Annotated in this window: 17 protein-coding genes; 7 read left to right on the forward strand and 10 right to left on the reverse strand. The window is 33.8% G+C overall.

What is annotated here, in order from left to right; translation table 11 throughout:
- Window positions 1-2 precede the first annotated feature (2 nt).
- On the reverse strand, window positions 3-1,151 hold the full coding sequence (locus IIF7_RS17640) for a porin (protein WP_084843005.1): 1,149 nt from the start codon (window positions 1,149-1,151) through the stop codon (window positions 3-5).
- A gap of 506 nt (window positions 1,152-1,657) precedes the next feature.
- Between IIF7_RS17640 and IIF7_RS17645 the strand changes: the two genes are divergently transcribed.
- The 4 genes from IIF7_RS17645 to IIF7_RS17660 all read left to right on the forward strand — a co-directional run bounded on the left by IIF7_RS17645 (window position 1,658) and on the right by IIF7_RS17660 (window position 6,798).
- Window positions 1,658-2,404 (forward strand): energy transducer TonB, encoded by a 747-nt coding sequence (locus tag IIF7_RS17645; protein WP_084843006.1) that lies wholly within the window; start codon window positions 1,658-1,660, stop codon window positions 2,402-2,404.
- Window positions 2,405-2,472: 68 nt separating this feature from the next.
- Window positions 2,473-3,252, forward strand: coding sequence for a universal stress protein (locus IIF7_RS17650; RefSeq protein ID WP_084843007.1), 780 nt, complete (start codon window positions 2,473-2,475; stop codon window positions 3,250-3,252).
- 182 nt (window positions 3,253-3,434) lie between these two features.
- The gene (gene pckA / locus IIF7_RS17655; RefSeq protein ID WP_084843008.1) at window positions 3,435-5,063 is read left to right on the forward strand and encodes a phosphoenolpyruvate carboxykinase (ATP); all 1,629 of its coding nucleotides are present in this window, start codon (window positions 3,435-3,437) and stop codon (window positions 5,061-5,063) included.
- A gap of 541 nt (window positions 5,064-5,604) precedes the next feature.
- Window positions 5,605-6,798, forward strand: a complete 1,194-nt coding sequence (locus tag IIF7_RS17660) for a proline dehydrogenase family protein (RefSeq protein WP_084843009.1) — start codon at window positions 5,605-5,607, stop codon at window positions 6,796-6,798.
- 141 nt (window positions 6,799-6,939) lie between these two features.
- Here the strand turns inward: IIF7_RS17660 and IIF7_RS17665 are convergent, their stop codons facing one another.
- From IIF7_RS17665 to IIF7_RS17705, 9 genes are all read right to left on the reverse strand, one after another.
- Window positions 6,940-7,323 (reverse strand): hypothetical protein, encoded by a 384-nt coding sequence (locus IIF7_RS17665; protein ID WP_139801354.1) that lies wholly within the window; start codon window positions 7,321-7,323, stop codon window positions 6,940-6,942.
- Between the two features lie 3 nt (window positions 7,324-7,326).
- A complete protein-coding gene (locus tag IIF7_RS17670; RefSeq protein WP_084843011.1) occupies window positions 7,327-8,565 on the reverse strand; it encodes an aminotransferase class V-fold PLP-dependent enzyme in 1,239 nt (412 codons plus the stop codon).
- A gap of 123 nt (window positions 8,566-8,688) precedes the next feature.
- Complete coding sequence (locus tag IIF7_RS17675) at window positions 8,689-9,618, reverse strand: RraA family protein (RefSeq protein WP_084843012.1); 930 nt, start codon at window positions 9,616-9,618, stop codon at window positions 8,689-8,691.
- Window positions 9,619-9,628: 10 nt separating this feature from the next.
- Window positions 9,629-10,894 carry an amidohydrolase/deacetylase family metallohydrolase gene (locus IIF7_RS17680; protein WP_084843013.1) on the reverse strand — a complete coding sequence of 422 codons (1,266 nt, stop codon included), beginning with the start codon at window positions 10,892-10,894 and terminating at the stop codon, window positions 9,629-9,631.
- Complete coding sequence (locus tag IIF7_RS17685; protein ID WP_084843014.1) at window positions 10,894-12,120, reverse strand: aminotransferase class V-fold PLP-dependent enzyme; 1,227 nt, start codon at window positions 12,118-12,120, stop codon at window positions 10,894-10,896. Before IIF7_RS17685 ends, IIF7_RS17680 begins: the two co-directional genes overlap by 1 nt.
- A gap of 4 nt (window positions 12,121-12,124) precedes the next feature.
- Window positions 12,125-12,610 (reverse strand): RidA family protein, encoded by a 486-nt coding sequence (locus IIF7_RS17690; RefSeq protein WP_084843015.1) that lies wholly within the window; start codon window positions 12,608-12,610, stop codon window positions 12,125-12,127.
- Window positions 12,611-12,630: 20 nt separating this feature from the next.
- Entirely contained in the window at window positions 12,631-14,166 is a 1,536-nt protein-coding gene (locus IIF7_RS17695) for a SusD/RagB family nutrient-binding outer membrane lipoprotein (protein ID WP_084843016.1), read from the reverse strand.
- A gap of 11 nt (window positions 14,167-14,177) precedes the next feature.
- A complete protein-coding gene (locus IIF7_RS17700; RefSeq protein WP_084843017.1) occupies window positions 14,178-17,627 on the reverse strand; it encodes a SusC/RagA family TonB-linked outer membrane protein in 3,450 nt (1,149 codons plus the stop codon).
- A gap of 128 nt (window positions 17,628-17,755) precedes the next feature.
- Window positions 17,756-18,889, reverse strand: coding sequence for a FecR family protein (locus IIF7_RS17705; protein ID WP_084843018.1), 1,134 nt, complete (start codon window positions 18,887-18,889; stop codon window positions 17,756-17,758).
- A gap of 115 nt (window positions 18,890-19,004) precedes the next feature.
- On the opposite strand from IIF7_RS17705, the gene IIF7_RS17710 reads away from it, so the two are divergent.
- The 3 genes from IIF7_RS17710 (at window position 19,005) to IIF7_RS17720 (ending at window position 24,101) form a co-directional block, all read left to right on the forward strand.
- On the forward strand, window positions 19,005-19,577 hold the full coding sequence (locus tag IIF7_RS17710; RefSeq protein WP_084843019.1) for an RNA polymerase sigma factor: 573 nt from the start codon (window positions 19,005-19,007) through the stop codon (window positions 19,575-19,577).
- Between the two features lie 427 nt (window positions 19,578-20,004).
- Window positions 20,005-20,811, forward strand: a complete 807-nt coding sequence (locus tag IIF7_RS17715; protein ID WP_176218991.1) for a hypothetical protein — start codon at window positions 20,005-20,007, stop codon at window positions 20,809-20,811.
- Window positions 20,808-24,101, forward strand: coding sequence for a transcriptional regulator (locus IIF7_RS17720; RefSeq protein WP_084843021.1), 3,294 nt, complete (start codon window positions 20,808-20,810; stop codon window positions 24,099-24,101). The genes IIF7_RS17715 and IIF7_RS17720 overlap by 4 nt, the downstream gene beginning before the upstream one ends.

Here is a 24,101-nt window from a genome sequence, read left to right on the forward strand (position 1 = left end):
TTCTAAAAAGCTACCTGAAACTGTATTAAAGCACGGGTAGAATCGTATTGCGAAGTGTTTTCTATATTGGTTTGATAATCATAAAATACGCCTACCAAAGATAATTTTGCATCGTAATCACCTGCTAAAACAAGACTTATCATTGGGATGTGCGATCTTAAAATGTCTCCGTTAACCTGACTGTTTGTATCTAAATATTCTTGCCTAATGCTAAATTCTAAAGCTTTTAAATAGGGAAGGTTTAGGTATTTTTTTGCTCTAAGGAGATTATAAATTCCTTCCATATAAAAATCGTTTAATTTAAGATTATTTGTAAGTATTCCGGTTGCTAAGGCTTCATTATAGGCTGTAAAATTAGTACCGCGTTTATACTCCATATGCGCATCGATTTCCCAGGTTTTACTAATAGGGTAGGTGATTTTTAAGTCGGCACCATAAGCATTAGCGTTTTGATGGTGTTTATTGGTAATCGCTCCGTTTATACCAATTTGTAAGATATCTAATGGTAAAACTTCAAAACGTAAACTGTAATTTTTATTATTATCGTTATCCTGGCTTTGATTGCGGTTATTTCCATTGTATACCGTAAAATAATATTTAAGCGGAATATTTTTTTTACTCAATTCTCCATAAACCGCCGCACCAATTTGAAAACTTTGCCATGCATTCTGTCCAAATAAAAAATATTGGTTAGACCATCGATAAGAATTATTTAGCTGAAATGGGTGCAAATCTTCTAAACCAAAATAAGGTCTAAATTGGCCAAGTCTTATAGTAAAGTAGGGATTAGCTTTATATTGAACAAAAGCGTTTTCCAACACTTTTCTAGAAACAGATTCATTATTAAAATTAGCAAGATTCAATAATATTGATGTCGAAATTCGATCATTTATATAAAAGCTGGTCGCAAATCGTACATATTCCATCTGGAAGGAGTTATTTACAATTTCCTGATCGTTTTCCAGATCTTTAGAAAAATGATTGCCTTCAAAATCGATATTTTCATCAAAAGAAGCGGCATATCTTCCTACAACTAATGCTTTTAGTTCCATTCTTTTCTGAAAATCACTCAATTTAGAGGAATCTTTTGCGGTTTGTGCAGATAAAGGAAATATCAAAAGCCCTAAAAGCGCTTGAAGTATAAGTTTCATGAGACTTAGGATTTTAAACATGATAGACTTGTAAAATTATTGGCCTTTAAGACAGGATTGTATGATTTTTATCAGCTTCCTAATCGATTTTGGAGCTTTTAAAGCACTTTTTTATAGGTAAATGTTATGGTTGGTGGGAGCGGTATTTTTTAACTACCACAGTTATTAGGTTTTATTCTTTTTCTGGAGTTTTTATACTGAATTATAGACCTAATATTTTCAGAAAAAATTACTTCAAAAAACATCGAATATTAGCTTTTGTTTTCCGTAGAAAAAAATCTTAAAAAATATGCCAAAGCTGATATTTATCAGGTTTCTTTAAGTAGATAGTATATACCTTTAATACTGTAAAACGAAGAAGAAATTTGTTTATCAGTAAGTTAAATGAGGATTCGTTTTTAAACTGATAAACTTACAATGGCGACCAAAAAGAGATTGAAATTCCCCGAAGGATAAGCCTCGGAAAATTAAATAATCACTGAATATTAATTTTTAAGCCAAGCGTCATGAAAGCCAAGAAAAATCCAAAAGCAGACCTCAATAGAGGAAGTGTGATTTTCTTCCAAATTGGTCTGATCATGATACTGTCCTCTGTGTATTTCACTTTAGAAATGCGCACCGCTGTTAACGATAGTGTCGATAATTATACCGTTGAGGTAGATGAAGAAATGATTGTGGATATCCCTATTACACAAATGAACACACCTCCACCGCCACCACCTCCACCACCTCCAGTAATTCCAGAAGTGATTGATATTGTAAATGATGATCTGGATATAAAAGAAGATGTAATTGTATCTACTGAAAGTGACCAGGATGATAGAATTGAGACTGTTGCTGAAGTATCTGATATAGATGAAGGTTTTGGAGAAGGAGAGGAGATAGAACAAGTTCCCTTTGTATTTGTAGAACAAGTGCCTATTTTTCCCGGTTGTGAAGATCTTAAAGATAATGAAGCCCGTAAAAAATGTATGACCGAGAAAATCGATCAGTTTGTTAGAAAAGAGTTTAATACAGAAGTGGGTACAGATGCCGGAGTATCTGGAATTAACCGAATTATCGTAGTGTTTAAAATCAACGAATTTGGCAAAGTAACAGATATCCAATCTAGAGCACCAAACATCTTATTAGAAGAAGAAGCAGAGCGGGTAATAAAAATGCTGCCTCAAATGCAACCAGGTATGCAGCGTAATCGTCCCGTAAGAATTTCTTACTCCCTACCAATTGTGTTCGAGTTTAGAGAACGCGGTTAGGATCTAGAAAGTAGACGGCCATCAAAATTTTGAAATATATCTATGGAATTCACTTAAAACCAAAAAACATGAAAACTGTTCTTATCCCTTTCGACTTTTCAAAAGCTTCTTTAAATGCCCTAAAGTATGCTGTTGAATTTGCAAAACAAAAACCAATTGTGACCGTGTATTTACTCCGCATTTTACCAGAAAATGCTAATGAAGCCGAAGTAAAGGCTAAGTTGGATGAGGTAATTGCTGAATACAATAAGCCTGGATTTCCAGAAATAAAACCCATCGTAAAAAGTGGTGAAACTGCTCCTGTAATTTTAAAATTAAGGGAAGAACTAAATATAGATTTAGTGATCGTAGGAACCCGTGGCTCTAAAGTTGTAAGAGAAGATATGACTTCTAATACATCAAAATTAATTCAGCAAGCAGATCTTCCGGTATTGGTGATTCCTGAAAATTCAAAATATTTCAGTCTAAAAACAATCATTCTTACCATGGGGAAAGAAAAGATTGCAGATAGAAATGTGTTGTTTACTTTACTTGATGTAGCAAGACGCTTTAAAGCAAAAGTTCATTTATTAACTGTAGATAAAGGATCTAAGCTAATGGGCTATTCTGAATACGACGAGATAAATGAAAGAACCATAGAATATTTTCTGGAAGATTTCTATTCTCATCATGCTTATCTTGAAAATGAAGATATAGAAGAAGGAATTAAGCAATACCTGGAAAGTCACAATATAGATATGCTTGCCATTATGCCTAAAACGCATTTAGAAAATGGCAAGGCATCTAAAGGAAAATTAACCAATATTTTAACGCTGCATAGCGATAAGCCCTTACTGGTTTTAGATTAAGAAAGTCTTTTTAACCAATTTTAATGCTTATTTATCTTTTCTTGGGTAATGCCTTGCCTAAAGGAAACTTGTCGATTACCTGGCGAAGATTTAGAAGCATAGTATAATACAACTTAAAATAACAATAAACACGTGCCAGACTTCTGGCAATACTAAATGTTTCACTTAAATTTTCAATTATCATGAGTACTTCTCTAGACTACCCAAGAACACAAGATCTTTTAAAATACGGAATAAAAGATAATAAGGTACTGTGGAACCTTAGCGGTGAAGAACTTCAAAAGCTAACGGTAGAAAAAGGAATGGGGAGAGAATCTTCTAACGGAACTCTAGCTGTAAATACTGGTAAGTTTACCGGTAGATCTCCTCAGGATCGTTTTTTAGTGCAAGACGATTACACTAAAAATGTATGGTGGGGAAAAATAAATAAACCAATCTCTCCAGAGAATTTTGATAAGCTTTACGACAGGGTTACCAATTACCTTTCAGGTAAAGAAGTTTATGTTCACGATGGTTATGTATGTGCCTATCCTGAATATAGAATGAATGTTAGAACAATTACAGAATATCCTTGGTCTAATTTCTTTGTTAAAAATATGTTCTTAAGACTTAACGAAGAAGAACTGGAAAATTTTGAAGAAGAATGGTTGGTACTTTGCGTGCCAGGATATGTAGAAGAAGATCCTACATCTTACGGAATACGCCAGGGTAACTTTAGTATCTTAAACTTTACCAGAAAAATTGCCTTAATAGGAGGTTCTGCCTATACAGGAGAAATGAAAAAAGGTATTTTCTCTGCCTTAAACTTAATTTTCCCACAGGATAAAAATGTGCTACCAATGCACTGCTCTGCTAACGTAGGAAAAGAAGATGATACTGCTATTTTCTTTGGTCTTTCTGGAACAGGTAAAACAACCCTTTCTGCAGATCCTGAAAGAAGATTAATTGGTGACGATGAACATGGATGGACACCAGATAATGTGATCTTTAATTTTGAAGGTGGTTGCTATGCTAAAGTTATAGGTTTAACTGAAGAAAAAGAGCCAGATATTTTTAGAGCAATTAAACCTGGAGCTTTACTAGAAAATGTAGTTTTTGATAAAGACGGAGAGATCGATTTTCTAGATAGTAGCATTACTCAAAATACAAGGGTAAGTTATCCAATAGAACATATAGAAAATATTCAGGAAAACTCTTACGGTGAAAATCCTTCGAATATCTTCTTTTTAACCTGTGATGCCTTTGGTGTGTTGCCACCGGTTTCTAAATTAACTCCTGGCCAGGCTGCATATCACTTTATCTCTGGTTATACTGCAAAAGTAGCAGGAACTGAAGCCGGAATTACAGAGCCAGTACCATCATTCTCTGCTTGTTTTGGAGAACCATTTATGCCATTACACCCAACAGTTTATGCTGAAATGTTGAGCAAAAAAATGCAGGAAGCTAATGTGAATGTATGGTTAATCAATACAGGATGGAGTGGAGGCCCTTACGGAGTTGGATCAAGAATAAAACTAAAATACACTCGTAGTATGATTACTGAAATTTTGAATGGAAACCTTGAAAGTGTAGATTACGAGATGCACCCAATATTTGGTTTAAATATGCCTAAGTATTGTGCAGGGGTACCTTCTGAAATGTTGAATCCAATAAATACCTGGCTTCAAAAAGGTGTTTACATTCAAAAATCAATTCAGTTGGCACATTCATTCCACTTAAACTTTGAAAAATTTGCACAAAAAGCGTCGCAAGAAATTTTGGAGGGAGGCCCACTAATCGATGAGCACCACCACATTTCTTCAGATTTATAAAGATTTTTTTGGGGATTTTTTGGTTTGAGAAGGTCGTAGTCTATAGGGAAGACTACGATCTTCTTTTTTAGAGAAGTAAAAAGCACCGAGTGATCGGTGCTTTTGTGCTTTCTGGCAGAGATATATTAAGGAGAATAATTGAGATTGGAAATTGTACTGACTAATGATTCGATTGTCAAACTATAAAGTGCTGCCAGATTCTCCTAAATTCTGATCCAATTTAATTTAAGATTTTAAAATCCTTATCCTGTAGTATCCTGATTGATATTGACTTAAAATGAAACATTTAGAAATAAAATTTAACCTACAACTTATCAAGGCACAATAAATAATTACTGTCGTTTTTTATCGATTTTCGATGTTTTAGAGATGCTTTTCTAAACATGATTTATAAAGTTATTCTAACACGATCTGCCTAATTGTTAATTTATTATATCACAAAAGCTTAAAAAATGAACACTTTTAATTTATTTAGCTTATACAGAAGTTAAGGTTTATTAATCATGCTTTTTAAGCTAATGATCTGAAGTATTTTTAGATTATGATAAAAGAGAAAATATTCAACGATACCGAAACAGCTTTCAGATTAAAATCTGATATGGAAATTAATAGAGCTGTGCTTCTTTTTAGTGTAATGGGAACTCCTTCTTTAATAAAACCAGGAATTGCTCTCACAAAATTTGCTCTTAAGGCTAAATTACCAATCACACCAATTATAAAGAATACCATTTTTGATCAATTTTGTGGAGGTGTAACGATAGAAGATTGTAAACCTACTATGGATCAAATGGATGAGGTGAATCTTTCTAGTATTTTAGATTATTCCGTAGAAGGGAAAAAAACAGAAGAAGAATTTGACGCTGCTTACAAAGTAAAGTTAGAACTTATAGAACTAGCTAAAGAAGAAAGTGAAGTTCCTTTTGCCATTTTTAAGCCCACGGCTTTAGGAAGATTCAAAATCTGGCATAAAGTAAGTTCTCATGTAAGTCTTAACGACAAGGAAAAAGAAGAATGGGAGCGTGTTCAGAAAAGAGTAGAGGGGCTTTGCGAAAAAGCAAAAGAGTTGAAAGTAAGATTATATGCAGATGCTGAAGAATCCTGGATGCAGGAAGCTGCAGATAATCTAATGGAAAAAATGATGGCCAAATTTAACCAAAATGAGGCTCTAATTTTTAATACTTTTCAATGTTACCGTTGGGATCGTCTGGAATATATAAAAGAACTACACGAAAAGGCGAAGGAGGATGGATTTAAGATTGGAGCAAAGATCGTTAGGGGCGCTTATATGGAAAAGGAAAATAAGCGTGCTAAAAAAAGAGGTCAGAAATCACCAATTTGTGAATCTAAAGAAGCAACAGATGTTAACTTTAATAGCGTGATGGGGTATTGCCTGGATCATTTAGAAGACTTTTCCCTTTTTATAGGAACCCATAACGAGATTAGCAATTATTTAGCTTTGCAGATTATGGAGGATAAAGGCATTGCCAAAGATGATGAACGAGTTTGGTTTAGTCAGCTTTATGGAATGAGTGATCAAATAAGTTATAATTTGGCTGCCAGAGGTTATAATACGGCAAAATTAGTTCCGTTTGGTCCTGTTAAAGATGTTGTTCCGTATCTATTAAGAAGAGCAGAAGAAAACTCTTCTGTAAAAGGGCAAACCAGTAGAGAGCTTAATTTGCTAACCAGAGAAAAAGAAAGACGTAAAAAATCAGAGCAACTGGCACAGGCATAAATTTTAAATGTATTTTTCGGTGAAATCTACATTGAAATTTTTGACAAGATCGATTTTGAAAACAGGTGTCTATTTTATATAAAATGAGTAAGCTCCTTATCCGAAGATCAAGGAGCTTACTGTGCACTAACTAAAACTCACTTAAAATTGCCGAAGTTCATTGGCGGTGAACGACGATTGCAAATTAGCTTTCAATGTTTTGTGATGTTTAAAGAAGTTTTTCCCATCTGCAGCAGATAAGGTAATTTCAGTATATCCTTCTTTTTCTACGATTTCAATAACTTTTACTTTCTTACCGTAAAGACTTTTATAGTTGGGGATTTGCCCTTGTTTCAATAAAAAATTTCTCTTCGGAAGTTGTATTCCCTGAAAGTTTAAATGTTCAGGTGCATTTATAATTAATTCGTCTCCAATATGTACTTCAGGAATTATTGGATCTCCTGAAGTTGCTTTACTTTGCCAGCTAAAGGCTAAAAACATAAGGAGTATAAAGACGATTTTGTATGAATTTCGGGGTAATTTCATTTTTTAAATTTTAGACTGTAATTCTTTTTTAATTTGATTTGCAACTATAGAAACCTGTTCTGGTTTTAGTAAAACAACACCAACATTTATAAACTGTTTGTTATTTTTAGTGGTCTTGCTAGTTACAATACTTGGAGTGCCAGATTTCAGTTTTTCATATAATTGATTTCCGGTAATTTTAATTTTATTGGTATCCCAGGTAACATCTAGAGTTGGGAATACATTTGCAGGGCCTTCAGGAATTATTACTTCAGTTTTTACTCCGTCAACTTTATCCAGAGTAGTACTAATGGCAGAAGTACGATCCATCCAATCCTGCCATTCTTTATCATGGTCCTTTTCCAGATAGATTTTTAGAGCAGCATACATCCCAAAGATCTCTTCTTTATTCACCTTCATTGGGCGGCCAATTGGAGCTTCATGCGGACTATAGTTTAATTTTGCAGCTTCAATTAGGGATTCTTTTCCAAACAGTAAACCTGCACTTTGCGGCCCTCGAATCATTTTTCCACCTGAAAAAGTGACCAGATCAAAGCCCATTTTTTGATATTTAAAAAGGTTTTCTACTGGCGGAACATCTGCAGCAGCATCAATAAATGAAGGCACGTTATGCTCTTTACAAATGGCTACAAATTTTTCGTGAGAAATAGTATTCTTTACTCCGTACCAGGATTCTGCAGCATTAAAAAAAAGCGCCATCACCGTATTTTTATTGAAGGCCTTACGCATTTCTTCTTCGTTATTAACTTCGATAATTTTAGCACCTGTTGTGGTAATGGCCTGATCGAATACATAACGATGATTAGTTTGCATAATCACTTCTGGACGTTCGCCGGGAAGATTAGGAATAAGTTTTCGCTTTTCTTCATCGAAACCTGTGATGGCTGCAGCAGTACCCAAAACAAGTGCGCAGGCAGCACCCGAGGTTACCATTGCAGCTTCACAGTTTAGCATTTCAGCAATCTTAATTCCTGCTTTATCCTGTAACTGGTACATATCTGCAAAATCATGAGCGGTAGAATTGATAGCTTCCAATACTTCTGGTAGCATAAGTGATCCTGAAAGCCAGGTCATTGTTGCCGATGCATTTATAACTTTATCTACCCCTAATTCGTTAAAATAATCAATGCTTTTTTTTGCCTTTTCGCTTTTATTGATTGCACTGAATTTATAAATAGAACCCGGAATGCTTCCTGCCAGGGTAACCAATGGAATACTTTTTAAAATATCTCTTCTTTTCATAATTGCAGATAATTAGTTTACTGGATAATCTATAATATATACTCTGATCCTGATCGTTATCGGGATATTCCAAAATCAATATTAGATTCTCATCAATGCCTCATCATTTTGTGCTGAGGTATTTTACCAGGTACGTTTGTTTAAAAATTGATTCAATTCCTCCTGCGTCATGGGAACTCGATCATCATTATTTTTAATCCATTTAAGGAATCGATCTTTAATAGCTGGTGTCCATTCGTTATCGATTTCACCAGATTCATAAATTCCTTTAGAGAGCATTTCGTGACCAAACTCATCCCTTAAATCAATAAATTCGGCTGTTAAAACCACTTTTTCAACTAAATGTGCGGGAATAAAAATTACACCTTCTTCTTTGGCTAAAACCAAATCACCAGGCATCACAATAGCCTGCCCAATTTTTATTGGTGTATTTAGTCCTGCAAGCATTACATTTTTTAAGTAAGTAGGATTCCAGTTTTTAACAAAGGCATTAAAACCTTCGATTTTCGACAAACCTTCTAAATCTCTTGAAGACCCATAAAATACAACTCCGTTTTTTGTTTTAGAGTAAATGGCATTACCCAGATTGTCACCTATTAAAGTTCCTTGTAAGGTCTTTCCAAAAGCATCAGCAACATAAATATCGCCTTCGGTTAACTTGGCAATAGGCCACGAGTTGGTGTTTCCTTTAAAACCTTCTTTGTGTCCCCTGATTTTAATTTGTTCTTCTACATCTGGACGACTTGGTAAGAACATAGCCGTTACCGCTCTTCCTACCACCGGGTTATTATTTATAGTTTTCCATTCTCCTTCGAATTGTGAAGGATATCCCTCGTTATCCAAAATTTGCCAGGCAACATCTATAGAAATGTCTTTAGCCCTTTCCATAAGATCTGAAGGGATTTTAGGACGACCATCTTCAAAACGTTCACCTTCCCATGCATTGGTAAGATATATAAGTTCTTCTTTTGCAATTTGCTGGGCATTTGCAAATTGAAAAGCTATAAAGCAAACAAAGAAAGGAATGTAATATTTAGCTTTTCTGATATTCATAAAGCGTTCTTTATAGATTATTATCCCATTCTGGACTTGCCAATCCGTTTAGATCGTAAACGATTTTACCAGCACGAAGGGTCATTTCACATTGTAGCTTTTTATCGCCCATCATTTTTTTACCGCTACTATCGATGAATCCAAAATCACCATCTAAAACCGATAATATTGCAATATCAGCAACGCTACCTTCAGATAGGTTTCCAAGTTCTTCACGATGGATTACCTGAGCAGGTTTCCATGTAGATGCGTTAATTACCTGTTCTAAAGACATATTAAGATTTAAGAATTTAGACATTACATTAAGCATGTCTTTCATCCCTCCATTCATACTTTCAGCATGTAGATCTGTACTAATAGTATCTGGGAAAAAGTCTTCGTCTATAGCTGGTACAGCCTGGGCAAAAGCAAAACTTCCACCACCATGGCCAACATCGAAGATGATTCCTTTTTCACGACCTTTAGTAGCATAATCGTATAATTTACCCGTTGAAGGATCTAAAATCGTCATTCTAACACTAGATAAATTAGCATACATATGAGTGAAAATATCACCAGGACGCAGTTCTTCCATAAACAAACGTGTTAACGAAAGAGGGGGGTGGTGACCTCCAAAATCTATCATAACGGGTACGCCTGCAATTTCTCCTGCTTCCACAGCTCTTTGAATTGGCGTCCATTCAGCACCAGAATAGTGTGCAACTTTTATCCCTACAAGTTCTGGGTGTTGTTGGATGGTTAAGCCCGTCATTTTTGCATTCATGTCCTGCAAGTCCTGTTCCCATACTCCACCACGCATACCTTCTCCAACAATATTCAGAAAAGATAAAACTCGGGTTTCAGAATGATCTATTACATTATTCTTATAGGTTTCGAAATTCTTCCAACCTGGGCTTCCTGCATCTACAACGGTGGTAACACCATTTCTAAAAGTAAATCCATCTGGCGGAAGGGCAAGAAATCCATCAGAGAGATAATGATTTTCTTTTGTTCCGTAGAAATTATGAGTATGAAGATCGATAATTCCCGGGCTTACATAATAGCCTTTTAGGTCTACTGTTTTTTTAGCTGAATTAGCATTGATATTGCGCTTAACAGCAACGATAGTATCATTTTTAATAGCAATATCTAGTGTTTTGCTCTCAATTTTATTCTTAGGATCGATAACGGTTCCGCCTTTTAAAAGCAGGTCGTATTCCTGAGAAAAGACATGAGAGGAGCTGCACAGTAATGTTAGGAACACTACGGTGTACTTAAAAAAATATGTTTTAAACATTATGTGGTTTTTTGCGTTAGGATTTCATTTAGTCTTGAGGCAACGACTCTTTCCTGTCCAGGTTTTAACATCCAGGTGGTTATACTAACAGAATTTTTTCCACCACCGGCAATTTCTATAGAAGGATGACCATTTCTCATCTCTTCTTTTAGTTCATCTCCTGAAATTGGAATTTTTGAAGTATCCCAATTTAAATGGAGTGTAGGTACAACATTGGCAAGTTCTGGAACTTTTATTTCAGTATTCATCCCTTCAAAATCTTTTACTGCATTCTGAACAAGATTTATCTGGCCTTCCCAAAGTTTCCAATCTGCTTCGTGATCTCTGGATAAAAAGTCTTCAACCGCAGCAAGCATTCCTACAATTTCTTCTTTATTTACCTTCATTCCGCGGCCAATAGTATCACCAAATGGTGGCGCATTAAGGCGGGCGGCATCGATATATTTCTTTTTACCCATTAATATACCAGCGCTTTGTGGTCCTCTAAGACCTTTACCACCAGAGAAGCAAACCATATCAAATCCCATTCTTTGGAATCTAAAAAGATTTTCTACCGGAGGAACATCTGCAGCACAATCGATCATTGTAGGTACGCCGTGCTTTTGGCATATGTCCAGTACTTCCTGCCACTGGATCTCACCCTCGTAATTAAGGAAATTAACGAAGTAATACATGGCTGTATTTTTATTGATTGCTTTTTCCAGCTCTTTTGCAGTGTCTACATAAACTACTTTAACGCCACAGTTTTCGATTGCCTGAGCATACTCAATAGCATGTTTGCGTTGCATGATCACTTCGGTTTTCATGCTGGTACCATCAAGATGAGGTAACATTCCTGCTTTTTCTGGGTCCAGGCCGGTTAAAGTACCGGCCGTTCCCAATGTTATAGCTGCAGCTGCACCAGAGGTAACTGTTGCAGCTTCGCAGTCTAATAATTCAGCAAGGCGAGCGCCTACTTTGTCCTGTAATTCATGATAGTTCACAAAATCGTAGGAAGTAGCAATGTAAGCGTTCTTAACTTCTTCACGCATTAAAGAACCCGTCATAAACGTGTAGGTTCCGGCAGCATTAATGAAAGTTCTTACTCCAAGCTCTTTAAAATAATCTCTCTTTGCCGATTTTGGAAGTTCTGAGGCCGAATTCTTTTTAATAAAAAAATCGGGTTTTAAAGCTCCTGCAAGTGGCAGTAGGGAAAGTGATTTTATTAAATTTCTTCTAGATGTCATATTTTTATTTTAATGCTGCGATACAATCGATTTCTACCAGGGAACTTCCTGGTACACCACCATAAACAGCTACCGTAGTACGCACAGGAGGGTTTTTACCAAATTTCCCAAGATATACCTCGTTCATAGCTTTATAGTCATTAAGGTCATTTAAATACACATTAACCTTAAGTACTTTTTCCATGGAAGAACCTGCTTTTTCAAGTTCTTTTTTAATCTCCTCTAAAACATGTTTGGTATGGTCTTTAACATCACCCTCAAAATGTGCTCCTTTTCCGGCGATGTATACAAGGCCATTATGAACTACAGAACTTGAAAATAATGGCACCTCCTGATCAGAATCATCTGCAGTATTTCTAATAATTTTGTTTGAAGATTCCTCTTGGGATATATTTTTGGCATTTAAATTTCTACCAAATGCGGCTAATCCTGTTAATCCAAAAACTGATGCAGCTATTTTTCTGATTGCGCTTCTACGTTGATTTTTCATAAAAATTATTTATTTAGTGTTTATTGTTCTACGTCCCACCATACTCTGGTAGTAAACAGATCTAAACCTTGCTGACTAAGAGCGGCCTCGTAATTTTCAGTATTTACACTAATTTCACTTGGCGGGTAGGTAAGTCTTCTAGGGATAGTTCCTCCGGTAAGATTACCGGTTACGTTTACCGGGGTAAGTTCTGGATAGCCAGTTCTTCTCCAGTTAGAGTATACTTCAATCTCATCTGGAAAAACAGAAACCCAGAATTGTGTATGTATAGTTTCCATTTGTTCCTCTAAACTTCCAGTCAAAGTCTGTGAAGCGATATAGGTGTTAATTTCTTCTTCTGAAACGGCAGCTTCAGTTCCGTATAAATCTTCTAGGCTATTCATCGCGTCTCTAATCCCCTGGTGATAATAATTTTCTGCATCACCTGAAGTCCATCCTCTAGCCGAAGCTTCAGCAAGAAGAAGGTTCATTTCAGCGCTTCCTAAAACTAATAATGAAGAATTAAGGGATAAAAGCGTATTAAGGTTAGGCTCTGAAAGGTTTGGAAAATTTGAAGGTCTATTTACTAAACCATTTGGCATTCCCTGTTGTATAGCCGGATCTGTAGATTGTCTTCCATCTACCCAAACTGCTGCGAAAGAAGTAAGTCTTGGATCATTATTTTCTGAAAGATAGCTTATAAATGTATCAGAAAATTTACCACCTTCAGTATTACTTGTTCCCTGGTTTGATTCGCTATAGTTATTGTTTCTTAATTGAAATGCTATAGGGTTTGAATTAATAACCTGCCCACCAGGGTAATCGATAACCGCATTGCTAGAAGGCTCTTCTATTACTCCTGCCGAAATAGCTGTTTGTGCCCATTCTTCGGCAAGAGAAGGATTAACTTTGGTTAATCTCATGGCTAATCTTAGCATTAATGAATTTGCAAATCTATTCCACTGATCTACGTTACCATTATAAATTAGATCACCATTTCCAAAACTAGGCTGATTAGGATCTAAGGTATTAGACGCAGTTTGCAGCGTATTTAGCATATTCATATAGATAGTTTCCTGAGTATCATAAGCCGGGCTATAGTTAGCATCGCTAAAAGCTGTAGTAGCTTCAGTATAAGGAATCATACCATATAAGTCTGTAAGACGGTGATACGTATAAACCTTCCAGATGTTAGCTATTGCATTTTGGTTGGAAAGTCCTTCAACACCATCTGTAGCATAAATGATCTTGTCTATTTCATTAATAGCATCTAAATAAGCGCCGTTAAAAAAGGCATAAGGATAACTTCCAGAGATGTAAACATATTTATCTCCCAATCCTGGTACTTCAAGATAAGTAGCAAAATGCTGTACAAATCCTCCTGCACCAAATTCATAAACAGTTCCTGTACTATTATTTAATGCATCATAGATAGCCTTTGTAAACATGTACTCAGGATCTACATCTGTAGAGGCATCTGGGTTAGTGTTTTCTTCTTCGAAGCCATCGTCACAGCTTGTGAATAAAGCAAAAACTAGAATGAATAGGTATGTAAATTTTGTATATATAGTCTTCATAACGTTCTCGATTAAAATTTAAACTTAAGGTTCAATCCGTAGCTTCTGGTTCTAGGAAGTGCGAATGATTCAAATCCTTGCGCGTTACTGTTTGTAAAGGCAGATTCAGGATCAAAGTTATCTGTCTCACTATACAGAACGAATAAGTTTCTGGCGATAAAAGACAATGAAGCCGACTGTAGTTTGAATAAACTAATCTTTTCTACAGGAATATTATAACTTAAAACAACCTGTCTTAGTTTAACAAAACTACCATCGTAAATAAATTCATCTGAATAGTTTCTTAGGTTTTGATAGTAAGATCTAATATCTGTAGATGGGATAGTGTTGCTGTAAGGAGCTCCATTTTGGTCTACACCTTCTAATACAAGACCATTTTCTCTACCTTCTAAAGTACGTTGAGATAAACCAAATCTTGTAGCATATACGTTTAATACAGAGAAGATATCGTTACCAAATTTACCATCTAAAAGTACATCTAAGGCGAAGTTTTTATATTTAAATCTATTGCTTAATCCCATAGATAAAGGCGCAACCGAGTTTCCTATTTTTTTTAATTCACTACGCATAGGGAAACCAGAGTTAGAATCGTAAACTATATTCCCATCGTCGTCTCTTAGCATAGAATATCCTTTAATTACACCAAATGGTTCTCCTACTTCGTGGTGAATTTCTGCCCAGTTTCCTACCGAGTTTGCCACAGAAATGGTGTTAAGCCCTTCAGCTAATTGCTTTACTTCATTTTTATTGTAAGCCATATTGTAGTTTACATCCCAGCTGAAATTATCAGTTTCTATAGGTGTACCATTTATGGCGAATTCAATTCCCTGGTTTTGTACCTCTCCTACGTTAAAGTAAGTGTACTCATATCCCGTGGTTACTGGTATTTGTGCATTTACGATATCATCTGTAGTTGTTTTTTCGTAAACCGCAACATCAAAACCTAATCTATTATTAAATAATCTTGCCTCTAGGCCAATTTCAAAAGTAGTAGAAGTATAAGGTCTTAGGTTTGCATTGGCTAATAAACGTTGCCCACCTACCTGCGTTACCTGTTGTAATGGTTCTCCACTACTTGGAATCATGGTGTAACTTTCATTTAGTGTATATGGATCTGGCAAACCTCCACCAACTTGCGCCCATGAAGATCTAATTTTACCATAGCTAAACCAATCTGGCTTATTGATAACTTCAGAAAAAACGAAACCAGCACCAACAGAAGGGTAAAAAATACTGTTGTCACTATCTGCACCATTTGCTGCGGTTAAGGTAGAAAACCAGTCTTCTCTTGCTGTAGCATTTAAGTATAAAAAGTTTTTATAACTAAGATCTAAAGAACCAAATATAGAGTTTGTTGTAAGTCTTTGGTTACTTGGTATTGTAGTGCTTGTTTGAAGGTTAGTAAAACTGTAGAAGAAAGGGATAATAAATTGTCTTCCATCATAATTAGTTTGCTGGTTTTGGTACTTTCTAATATTTCCACCAGCCATTACACCAAGATTAATATCTTCAGTTATGTCTTCATTGTAATTCATGGTTAACATACTATTAGTTTCGCTTACAGTTAAATCGAAGCCATGATATTCTCCTGCTGCATTATTTGTATATAATGTACCTGTTGGTAAGATTGCTGTAAAATCGAAGCTGGTATAGTCTCTACTTACAGAACCTTTAATAGAAAGATTATCCAATAATCTATAATTTAAGGAAACCTGTCCTAAATAACGATCTCTTAAGCCTTGATTTTGGAATCTATTAGCAACAAAATAAGGGTTAGATGCATACGGAGTCTCATTCCATTCTACTTCGTATCCATTTTCGTCGTATCCAGGATTTAGCCAATCTACATTTACTGTATTCGCTAACATATTTACCCAGTTTGGGTTACCAGTAGCATCCCCGGCACTAGATCTATTGTATGATTTAGAACGGTTAAACTGAACTAATCCTTCGATATCCAGTCTTTCACCAATTGTAGAATTAAGGTTTAAACTAAAAATACGTCTGTTAAAGCTATTGTTAGGAACTACACCTTTACTATCTGTATCTGAAATTGAAAATCTATAGCTGGTTTTTTCACCGCCACCACTTAATGCCACTGTGTTGATGAAGGTAGTTCCGTTCTCATAGAAATTATCGATATTATTTCTTTGTGCAACATAAGGTCGTTCTACACCATCAAATGCAACAAAAGGTTGTCCATCAATGCGTTCTCCCCAGTTTCTACGTCCCCAAGTAACGGCATCAGATTGGTTTAATGGTCTTTGGCCTCCATTACCCTGGCCATATTCGTATTGCCAGTCTGTAAAATCCATAGGAGAATCTATAGTGAAACTTGAGTTGAATTCAATCCCAATACCACTATTGAAAGCACCTTTTTTAGTTGTGATAATAATCGCACCATTAGATGCTCTAGAGCCATAAAGTGCAGCTGCAGTAGCCCCTTTAAGTACACTTATGGTTTCAATATCATCTGGGTTAATTCCACCGGTACCATCACCGTGATCTATATTAAAACCTCCGGCACTTGTAGAAGCACTACCACCTAAAGTAGTATTGTCCATTGGCATACCGTTAATCACATAAAGTGGCTGGTTGTCTCCAGATAAAGAAGTGTTACCTCTAATAGTAACTCTAGAGGAACCACCCGCTCCTGTAGTTAGGCTAGATACGCTTACCCCGGCAATTTTACCAGAAAGTGCATCGGCTAAATTTACCTCTTTTGCTTGCGTAAAACCATCTCCATCAACTTCAGTAACTGCATAAGTAAGTGCTCTTTCTTCTTTTTTGATACCAAGCGCAGTAACTACTACATTTTCTAATTGTTCAGTATCGTTAAGTAAGGTTACATTAATGCTACTTTGGCCATTTACTGCAATTTCCTGTTTTTTAAAGCCAATTCCTGAAAAAGTTAATGTGGCATTCTCCCCAACACTAATCTCATAATTTCCGTCAAAATCTGTAGAACTACCATTTTTGGTACCTTTTTCCATTACATTGATACCTGGAAGAGGCATTCCCTGATCGTCTACTACAGTACCTTTAACCATTTGTTGGTAAACTTCGGTTTTGGTATTTCTTCTGGGAATTTTTTTAGCTGAAGATTTTTTCTTTAATATAATTTGATTATCAAAGATTTGATAAGTAATACTGTCATTTTTAAAAATGATCTGAAGTACATTTTCAATCTTTTCTTTGGTAACATCTAAAGAAACAGGTCTTAAAAGATTGATCTCATTAACCTTGTAAACAAAGTTGTAATCTGAAGTTTTTTCAATAAAACTTAATACTTTTTCCAGTTGTTGGTTTTCAACTTTTACAGAAATCTTGTCTCCCTGAGAGTAAGATACACCTGCTTGCATTGTAAAGAGAGAGGTAAAAAGAAAAAGAAGGCTCAGTTTCATTTTTAAGTTGCTGGTTAGTAGCTGAAAATATCTTTCATGCTTCAGAAGTTTTTTCATATTTTTGAAGTGTGTTTAAAGTGATTAATAATTTTAATCGCATCATATTAACCGAGAGGTGTTGCAGCATCTTTCGGTTTTTTATTTTAATGCGTTTTTTAATAATTTTAGGTTTTTGGCATACGCAGTTATTTAATGATTATTTTATTGTTTTTTACAGTATATTTTATGTCATAGGCCTGTTCAAAGTAGAATAACATTTTATCCAGACTAACATCTTTATCGAAAGTTGCGTTAAACTCACTTTTCTCTAACTTTTCATTTTCAACTTCAAATTCTACATTAAATTTTCGTTCAAGAGAGTTTAGGATTTCATCAAAAGATTTATTTCTAAAAATTAATTTGCCGTAAAGCCAGGAAGTATATAATTCGGTATCTACTTTTTCTTTTTTTAATGTTTTTGAATTTTGATTAAATGTGCCCATTTCTCCAGGACTTAAAAGTTGATTCTGAGATTCTCCTTTTCCCTTCATATTAACAGCCCCTTCAACCAGAACAACTTCAGAAGTATTTCTTGATGAATATTCAGACATATTAAATTTAGTACCTAATACTTCAACCGCTATTTTATTAGATTCTACAATAAATGGTTTGGATTTATTTTTACTCACTTCAAAAAATGCCTCTCCTGTTAAAACTACTTTTCGGGTATTTCCATTAAAAGCAACAGGGAATTTTAGACTAGCACCAGAGTTAAGGTGAACAATTGTACTATCTGCAAGCACTAACTGGTATTTTTTTCCGTACGGAATTTTTATGGTATTGTATTCGGTTTCAGTTCCCTGCTCGTTTCCCAAATAACTAAGGCTATTATTTGACGAATTTTGATTAGCAATTTTTTTTCCGCCAACATTAATAGAATTATCGTTTTCGCTAATTTTTATTTCTTCTCCATTATTTAGTTGAATAGTAATTGGTGCCTGCTCAGCCGGGATAATTGTTGCGGCAGAATTATTTTCGGTTTGAAAAAATAGCGTTGTAGCAAGTACAATTATTAAAATTGAAGCAACCGAATATGTTAACCACTTATTTTTACGATATATATTGATTACTTTTGAAGCTTTAGGGCTATTAATTGTACGATCAATTTTATTGTATGTAAATTCAGCATCAGGAAGATGTAATAAATCAATTTGATAATTAGACTTTACGTAACTCTTAAATAATTGTTTATTATTATCCTCTTGAATCCAATTATAAAGAATGCGTAATTCCTTATCATTGATTGAATTCGTTAAATATTTTATTATCAAATCTTCCAAACTCTATATTTTTTATTTATAATACGGAGTTTTAATAAAAACCCTTAAAAGAAATTTAATTTTTTTTAAATTTTATATTTATGTAAATTTTGCCATATTTCTAAAAGTTTTCTTAATGAAGGAAGAACTGTTATTGCTAAGGAATATAAAGGATGGAGATCAAGAATCCTTTAAAATCTTTTTTAAAGAGACATATCCAGCTTTATTTGGATATGCGAATTCCTATGCAAGAAACAGAGTATTAGCAGAGGATATTACGCAACAGGCCTACATTAAATTTTGGGAGAATAGAAAAAAGATAGACTTAAATAATTCTCCAAAAAGTTACTTATATACCATCGCATATAACGGTTTTTTAGATTCTAAACGAAAAGAGCAGAAAGAACGTAATTATATGGATCAATTACACCGGGCAGCTATAGAGGAGGAGGCTAGCGAAAAGGAAAGGTTAGAGAGAAAACTTGAAAGATTACAAAAAGTTATCGATTCGCTACCAGAAAAATGTAGAAAGATTCTTTTGATGAATAAAATGGAAGGTTTAAAGTATAAGGAAATAGCTGAAAAACTTGATATTTCTGTAAAAACTGTAGAATCGCAAATGCGAATAGCATTTCAGAAAATAAGAGAATCCTTCAAAAATGAAGAGGTTATACTTTGGACGCTTTTCAGTAAACTACGTGTTTGTTGATTTGCTTGTTTCAAAAAAATGTAATGAATTTTATCGAATCTTAGTTACTCACTAATATAATTACTTCCCGATATATCAAATCATTTGCGGATACAAGAAATTTGTTTTTCAGCATAAATAGGGCTTACCGTAAATTGAGGTACAATTGGGTACGGAAACTAACATAAAAATTAGCATTTTTGGAATTTGTGTAAATATAATTATAATTTCTCCGATAATTTCGCTTCTCCTTTTAGAAAGGTTAAACCTCACAATTATATCAAACATAGTAAATAGGCATTTAAAGAAATGTTTTACTTCCTAGATGCCATTTGGATTGGCATCAGGTACATTATTTAGAACTATAATTTTAAGTTCATTTTTTATAAAATTTAAACTTGGGAAACAATAGGGTTTATACTATTGATAATCAATAAAATACCTGGTTTTGGGTATTTTTGCGCTAGGATATTTTTGTCATATTTATACACGTAATTCTATAACAGTAATTATGTATATATACAAAATATCTCGCTTTGCTTTATTAGCTTGTATAATTTTTTTTACGATAGGATGTCAAGATTCAATAGGTGTTTTAAACTTAGATACTGAAAAGGAAGAAGAATTTTATATTTTAATACCTCCATCAGGAAATTTCAAGTTCAGTCAATATTATAATACCGCTACAAGTCCTGCTAAAGTTCGAACCGAACTTTCCGTTATATCTAATAGAACAGATACAATTTCTTTTGAAATAATGGCATTTCAAAAGAATGTATTCAATTATCATGAGTTAGCTTGGGTTTATTCAGGTACTATAATATCAAACACGGGGCAGCCTATTTTATTAGATAGCATTTCTACTACTTTGCTAGATGCAGCCAAATTAAAAATTGCAATTTTTTCAAAAGATAGTACCGATAAGATTACATCTGGTCATATAGAGGGAAATGTTAGTTTAAATAGAAACCAACAAGATGAAGTATTTCCTATATATGGTAATCTGGATAGAGATGGCAATCTATTTTTAATGCCTTCCATCCAAAGAAGTGAGTTTGATTATATTCAAGGTTTCTATTCTACGAGCCATCGTTTTTCTGGTTTTTCAACTAGTAAGGCCAATGATACTATTTTATACGCTAATACAGATAGTACTTTTTACTATAGTGATTCTACTCAAATAATTACAGATACACTACATGCTGAAGATGATAGCCAAAAACTCAGTTTATTTCTCAAAATTTCAAATCCATGAAAAACTATTACTCTATAATCTTCCTTTTATATTCATTTAATTTAGTTGCTCAAGATAAAGTAATACAGTCTACGGATATTGAGGAAACTAATCTTAGTATATCTGCGCAAGCCATTAGCTTTTCGAAGGTTACTTTTACTTTAAGTCCCTCGGCAGAAATTAATGATGATCTAGTAGGTATCGATCTACCTATAAATTTTACCACAACGCCTTTTAATCACTTTAAATTTAAAACGCTGTTAAGAGAGCAGCTTTTTAAGCTGTACGAATATCAAAAACTAACAAAAGAGATTAGGGATTTCTATAGTAGCTATCAAAACGATAAAGATAAAGATGTCCAAAAACTAGTTGACATTTTTACTAAGAATTTTGAAAAAGAAGATTTAAAAAAAATCCTCAACGTAGATGTAGATGATGGGGTTTCATTGATTGAAAAATTTAATAACTCCGGTAAAGAAGAGATGGAAAGCCTCATTAATAGGTTATTAAATAATAGAATTACCATTTTTAATAAAGGTTTTTATAATCACTTGGATAGATATATGAAACAGGATGAAACTAATACAGACAGTTTGAAAAATTTTCTACTAGGTAAACAAATTGTTGAAGAACGTTTGGATCGACTTTATGACTATTTTAATGCACAATTGCTACTTGTATTTAAATACGATATAGAGCCTGTAGCTGGAAAACTTTTCTATAATACTGAAATTTCTAATATACAATATTACGCCGATGAAAAATCTGAAGAATACTACGATAAAAGAGCAAAAAATTACCATAAATTAATAAAAGCTTTATACCTGATTCGTCAAAGCGAAATTGAAGATTTAGATTTTGATGATTTTGATAGAAATTTTATACTGAAACACCTAATTGATGAAACGGCTCTAAAAAATGAAATAACGAAAAATTTTGAAAAAAAGAGACAGGAATTTTTAAATAAATTAAATCGCAACGTTAGATCAGATTTATTGGAAAATTATATGAATTCTAATGAGGATCAGATTGTTAAATACGTAACTGAAAAAGAACTAAAAGAATCAATTGAAAAGTTTAAAGATGACATAAACTTAGAAAAAATAACTAGCAGTATAAATGAAAATGATTTTGCAAAGGATGGAGTAGAATTAGAAAACAGGAAGAAAACTTGGATAGATACAGAATTTGAAAATATTATTTCTGAAATTATTAATTATAAACCTATCGAAAAAGCTTTACTATTAAAAATAGTTTCTTTTTTCGAAAAGGAAGGAAAAGAGTATAAAGAAAAGTACCAAGACTCACCTCAAAAATTCTTAGAAAATTTTGAAGAATATATAAATAATTTTAAAATCTATAGTCTTAAGGATAGACTTAGCTTGATTAAAAAACAATTATTAGCTCTTAAAAATCAAGAGACTTATAAAAATTTGTCTTACAGCATTAACCGTTTAAATAATAACAAAGACCATCTAGAGATAAAAAATGATGAGCAAAAAAAAATAGAAGAAGAGCTCCGACAGAAAAAATTAGTTGAGAACTTAAAAGAAAAAGTAGACGAAGTCTATTATGATATAGCCGAGATTAGAAGAAATTTTGAATTGCAAAAAAAACGCGTAGAAAAAATAATAGACAAAAAACAGAACAAATTGGCAGATATTAAAGGCGATTCTACCAAAGCTCAAATTCAAATTGATATTAAAAAGGAAAAAGAAAGAATAGAAGAACTAGAAAAAGAAGAATTTGAAGAGACATTAAAAATATGGGAAGAACTAAAATTATATATAAATAGTATCAAACTTCCTGAGAAAAAAATTATAGAAAAATTAAATAAGAAAGTTGAAGATATTTGGTATGACTTAAATTCTGCAAGATCTAATTCTGATTTTAGCATTTTGTCAAATAATGATTTTGAAGATTTTTATTATTATTACCATGACTACTATGATTCCTACTTCTTCAAGGATAAAAGCGATTTTAACGATCAATATAAAATCGAAAGTGAGATTATAGCTTTAGAAACTGAAAGAATGAGTATCTTATCAGAGATAGAACGTGCCTTAAAAAAGAATCCTTTATGGAGCTTTGAGGCAGAGGATATCCAATTGGATATTAATGATGGCTATATCGAACATATTGTAGTACTAGGTAAAATTAATGGAATATCAATACCCGATGAACACGATATAAAATTGGAGCAATTGAAAGTTCTAATAAATGAAAATCCTGATTGGAAAACCAATGTTGGAAAGCAGTTGAAATTTAAAAACGCATATCCATTAGGATTTAGCAGTTCTGACGACTTTGATAATTTTAAGCGTTCTAAAATAGCCGTATATACAGGAAACTTGAAAGAGTTTGAGATGGATTTAGAAGATATATTTCCTAATTACGTACAAAGTTTAGCGAATGATCGCCTAGATTTTAGTCCTAAAGATCAAACTGTCGTACTTCCTGAACCAGATAAAAAGAGCGGTTATAAATTGTTAACTAAAGACAAAAGTTCAAAACTCTTTCAGGTGGCGGTACTATCAGATTTCAATGGCTTAAATGGATCTAATCCCAATGGAGTATTGCAATTTAACTTTAGAAAGGAAATCCCCTTACATACACAAAGATATAGAGCTCCAATTTGGAAATATAAAGGACACAATTTGGGTTTTTTTAATTATATTGCTCCAGAACTCAATTGGTCACGTCTTAATAGTAGAGACCAAGATCAAACTTTAGCTTTAAGCTATGTTCCTGTTTTTAATGGAGGAGTTATTGATAGTCTGGCATACACAACCCATCTTAACCTTTTACGATATGAAAACATAGGAGTAGGAGCAATTTTAAATATTTTTACATATTCTATTCCTGCTGTTAAAATAAGGTTTGAAATGAATTTAGGAGGTAAATTTGGTCATACTTACGTGTTGGATCCCCAAGGAGAAACTGTTCAGCAGGATGGTACCACTATAAATAGAAGTAAAGATTACGATTTAAATACATGGCGTTGGTATCCAGAATTAGTACTTAAGCTAAGACCGGAAGAACGTTATGGGGCAGATGTTCGTTTGCGACCTATACGTTTTAATGCTTTAACAGATCATTTTTCAACCATAAGTTCAGAGCAGCAATTTAAGTCAAATCTAAGTGATAATAATCAGTGGCTAAATCAGATTGAAATAAATGCACATTTTTCTCCTTCGGCACAAAAGGAAAACCGCTTTTTCTTTAGATATAGATTTACGAATAGTGCAAGCTGGGAATATAATGGTTATAGCGAAATACAAGTAGGATATAGTATCCAGCTTAAAATTTAG

The organism is Zunongwangia atlantica 22II14-10F7 (genome assembly GCF_002094855.1).
GTDB lineage: Bacteria > Bacteroidota > Bacteroidia > Flavobacteriales > Flavobacteriaceae > Zunongwangia > Zunongwangia atlantica.

Coding starts and splice junctions, on each gene's coding strand:
- IIF7_RS17665 (WP_139801354.1), bottom strand. CDS start 7,323: ATGAAATTACCCCGAAATTCATACAAAATCGTCTTTATACTCCTTATG.
- pckA (WP_084843008.1), top strand. CDS start 3,435: ATGAGTACTTCTCTAGACTACCCAAGAACACAAGATCTTTTAAAATAC.
- IIF7_RS17695 (WP_084843016.1), bottom strand. CDS start 14,166: ATGAAGACTATATATACAAAATTTACATACCTATTCATTCTAGTTTTT.
- IIF7_RS17700 (WP_084843017.1), bottom strand. CDS start 17,627: ATGAAAAAACTTCTGAAGCATGAAAGATATTTTCAGCTACTAACCAGC.
- IIF7_RS17650 (WP_084843007.1), top strand. CDS start 2,473: ATGAAAACTGTTCTTATCCCTTTCGACTTTTCAAAAGCTTCTTTAAAT.
- IIF7_RS17720 (WP_084843021.1), top strand. CDS start 20,808: ATGAAAAACTATTACTCTATAATCTTCCTTTTATATTCATTTAATTTA.
- IIF7_RS17690 (WP_084843015.1), bottom strand. CDS start 12,610: ATGAAAAATCAACGTAGAAGCGCAATCAGAAAAATAGCTGCATCAGTT.
- IIF7_RS17660 (WP_084843009.1), top strand. CDS start 5,605: ATGATAAAAGAGAAAATATTCAACGATACCGAAACAGCTTTCAGATTA.
- IIF7_RS17645 (WP_084843006.1), top strand. CDS start 1,658: ATGAAAGCCAAGAAAAATCCAAAAGCAGACCTCAATAGAGGAAGTGTG.
- IIF7_RS17710 (WP_084843019.1), top strand. CDS start 19,005: ATGAAGGAAGAACTGTTATTGCTAAGGAATATAAAGGATGGAGATCAA.
- IIF7_RS17640 (WP_084843005.1), bottom strand. CDS start 1,151: ATGAAACTTATACTTCAAGCGCTTTTAGGGCTTTTGATATTTCCTTTA.
- IIF7_RS17675 (WP_084843012.1), bottom strand. CDS start 9,618: ATGAATATCAGAAAAGCTAAATATTACATTCCTTTCTTTGTTTGCTTT.
- IIF7_RS17685 (WP_084843014.1), bottom strand. CDS start 12,120: ATGACATCTAGAAGAAATTTAATAAAATCACTTTCCCTACTGCCACTT.
- IIF7_RS17680 (WP_084843013.1), bottom strand. CDS start 10,894: ATGTTTAAAACATATTTTTTTAAGTACACCGTAGTGTTCCTAACATTA.
- IIF7_RS17670 (WP_084843011.1), bottom strand. CDS start 8,565: ATGAAAAGAAGAGATATTTTAAAAAGTATTCCATTGGTTACCCTGGCA.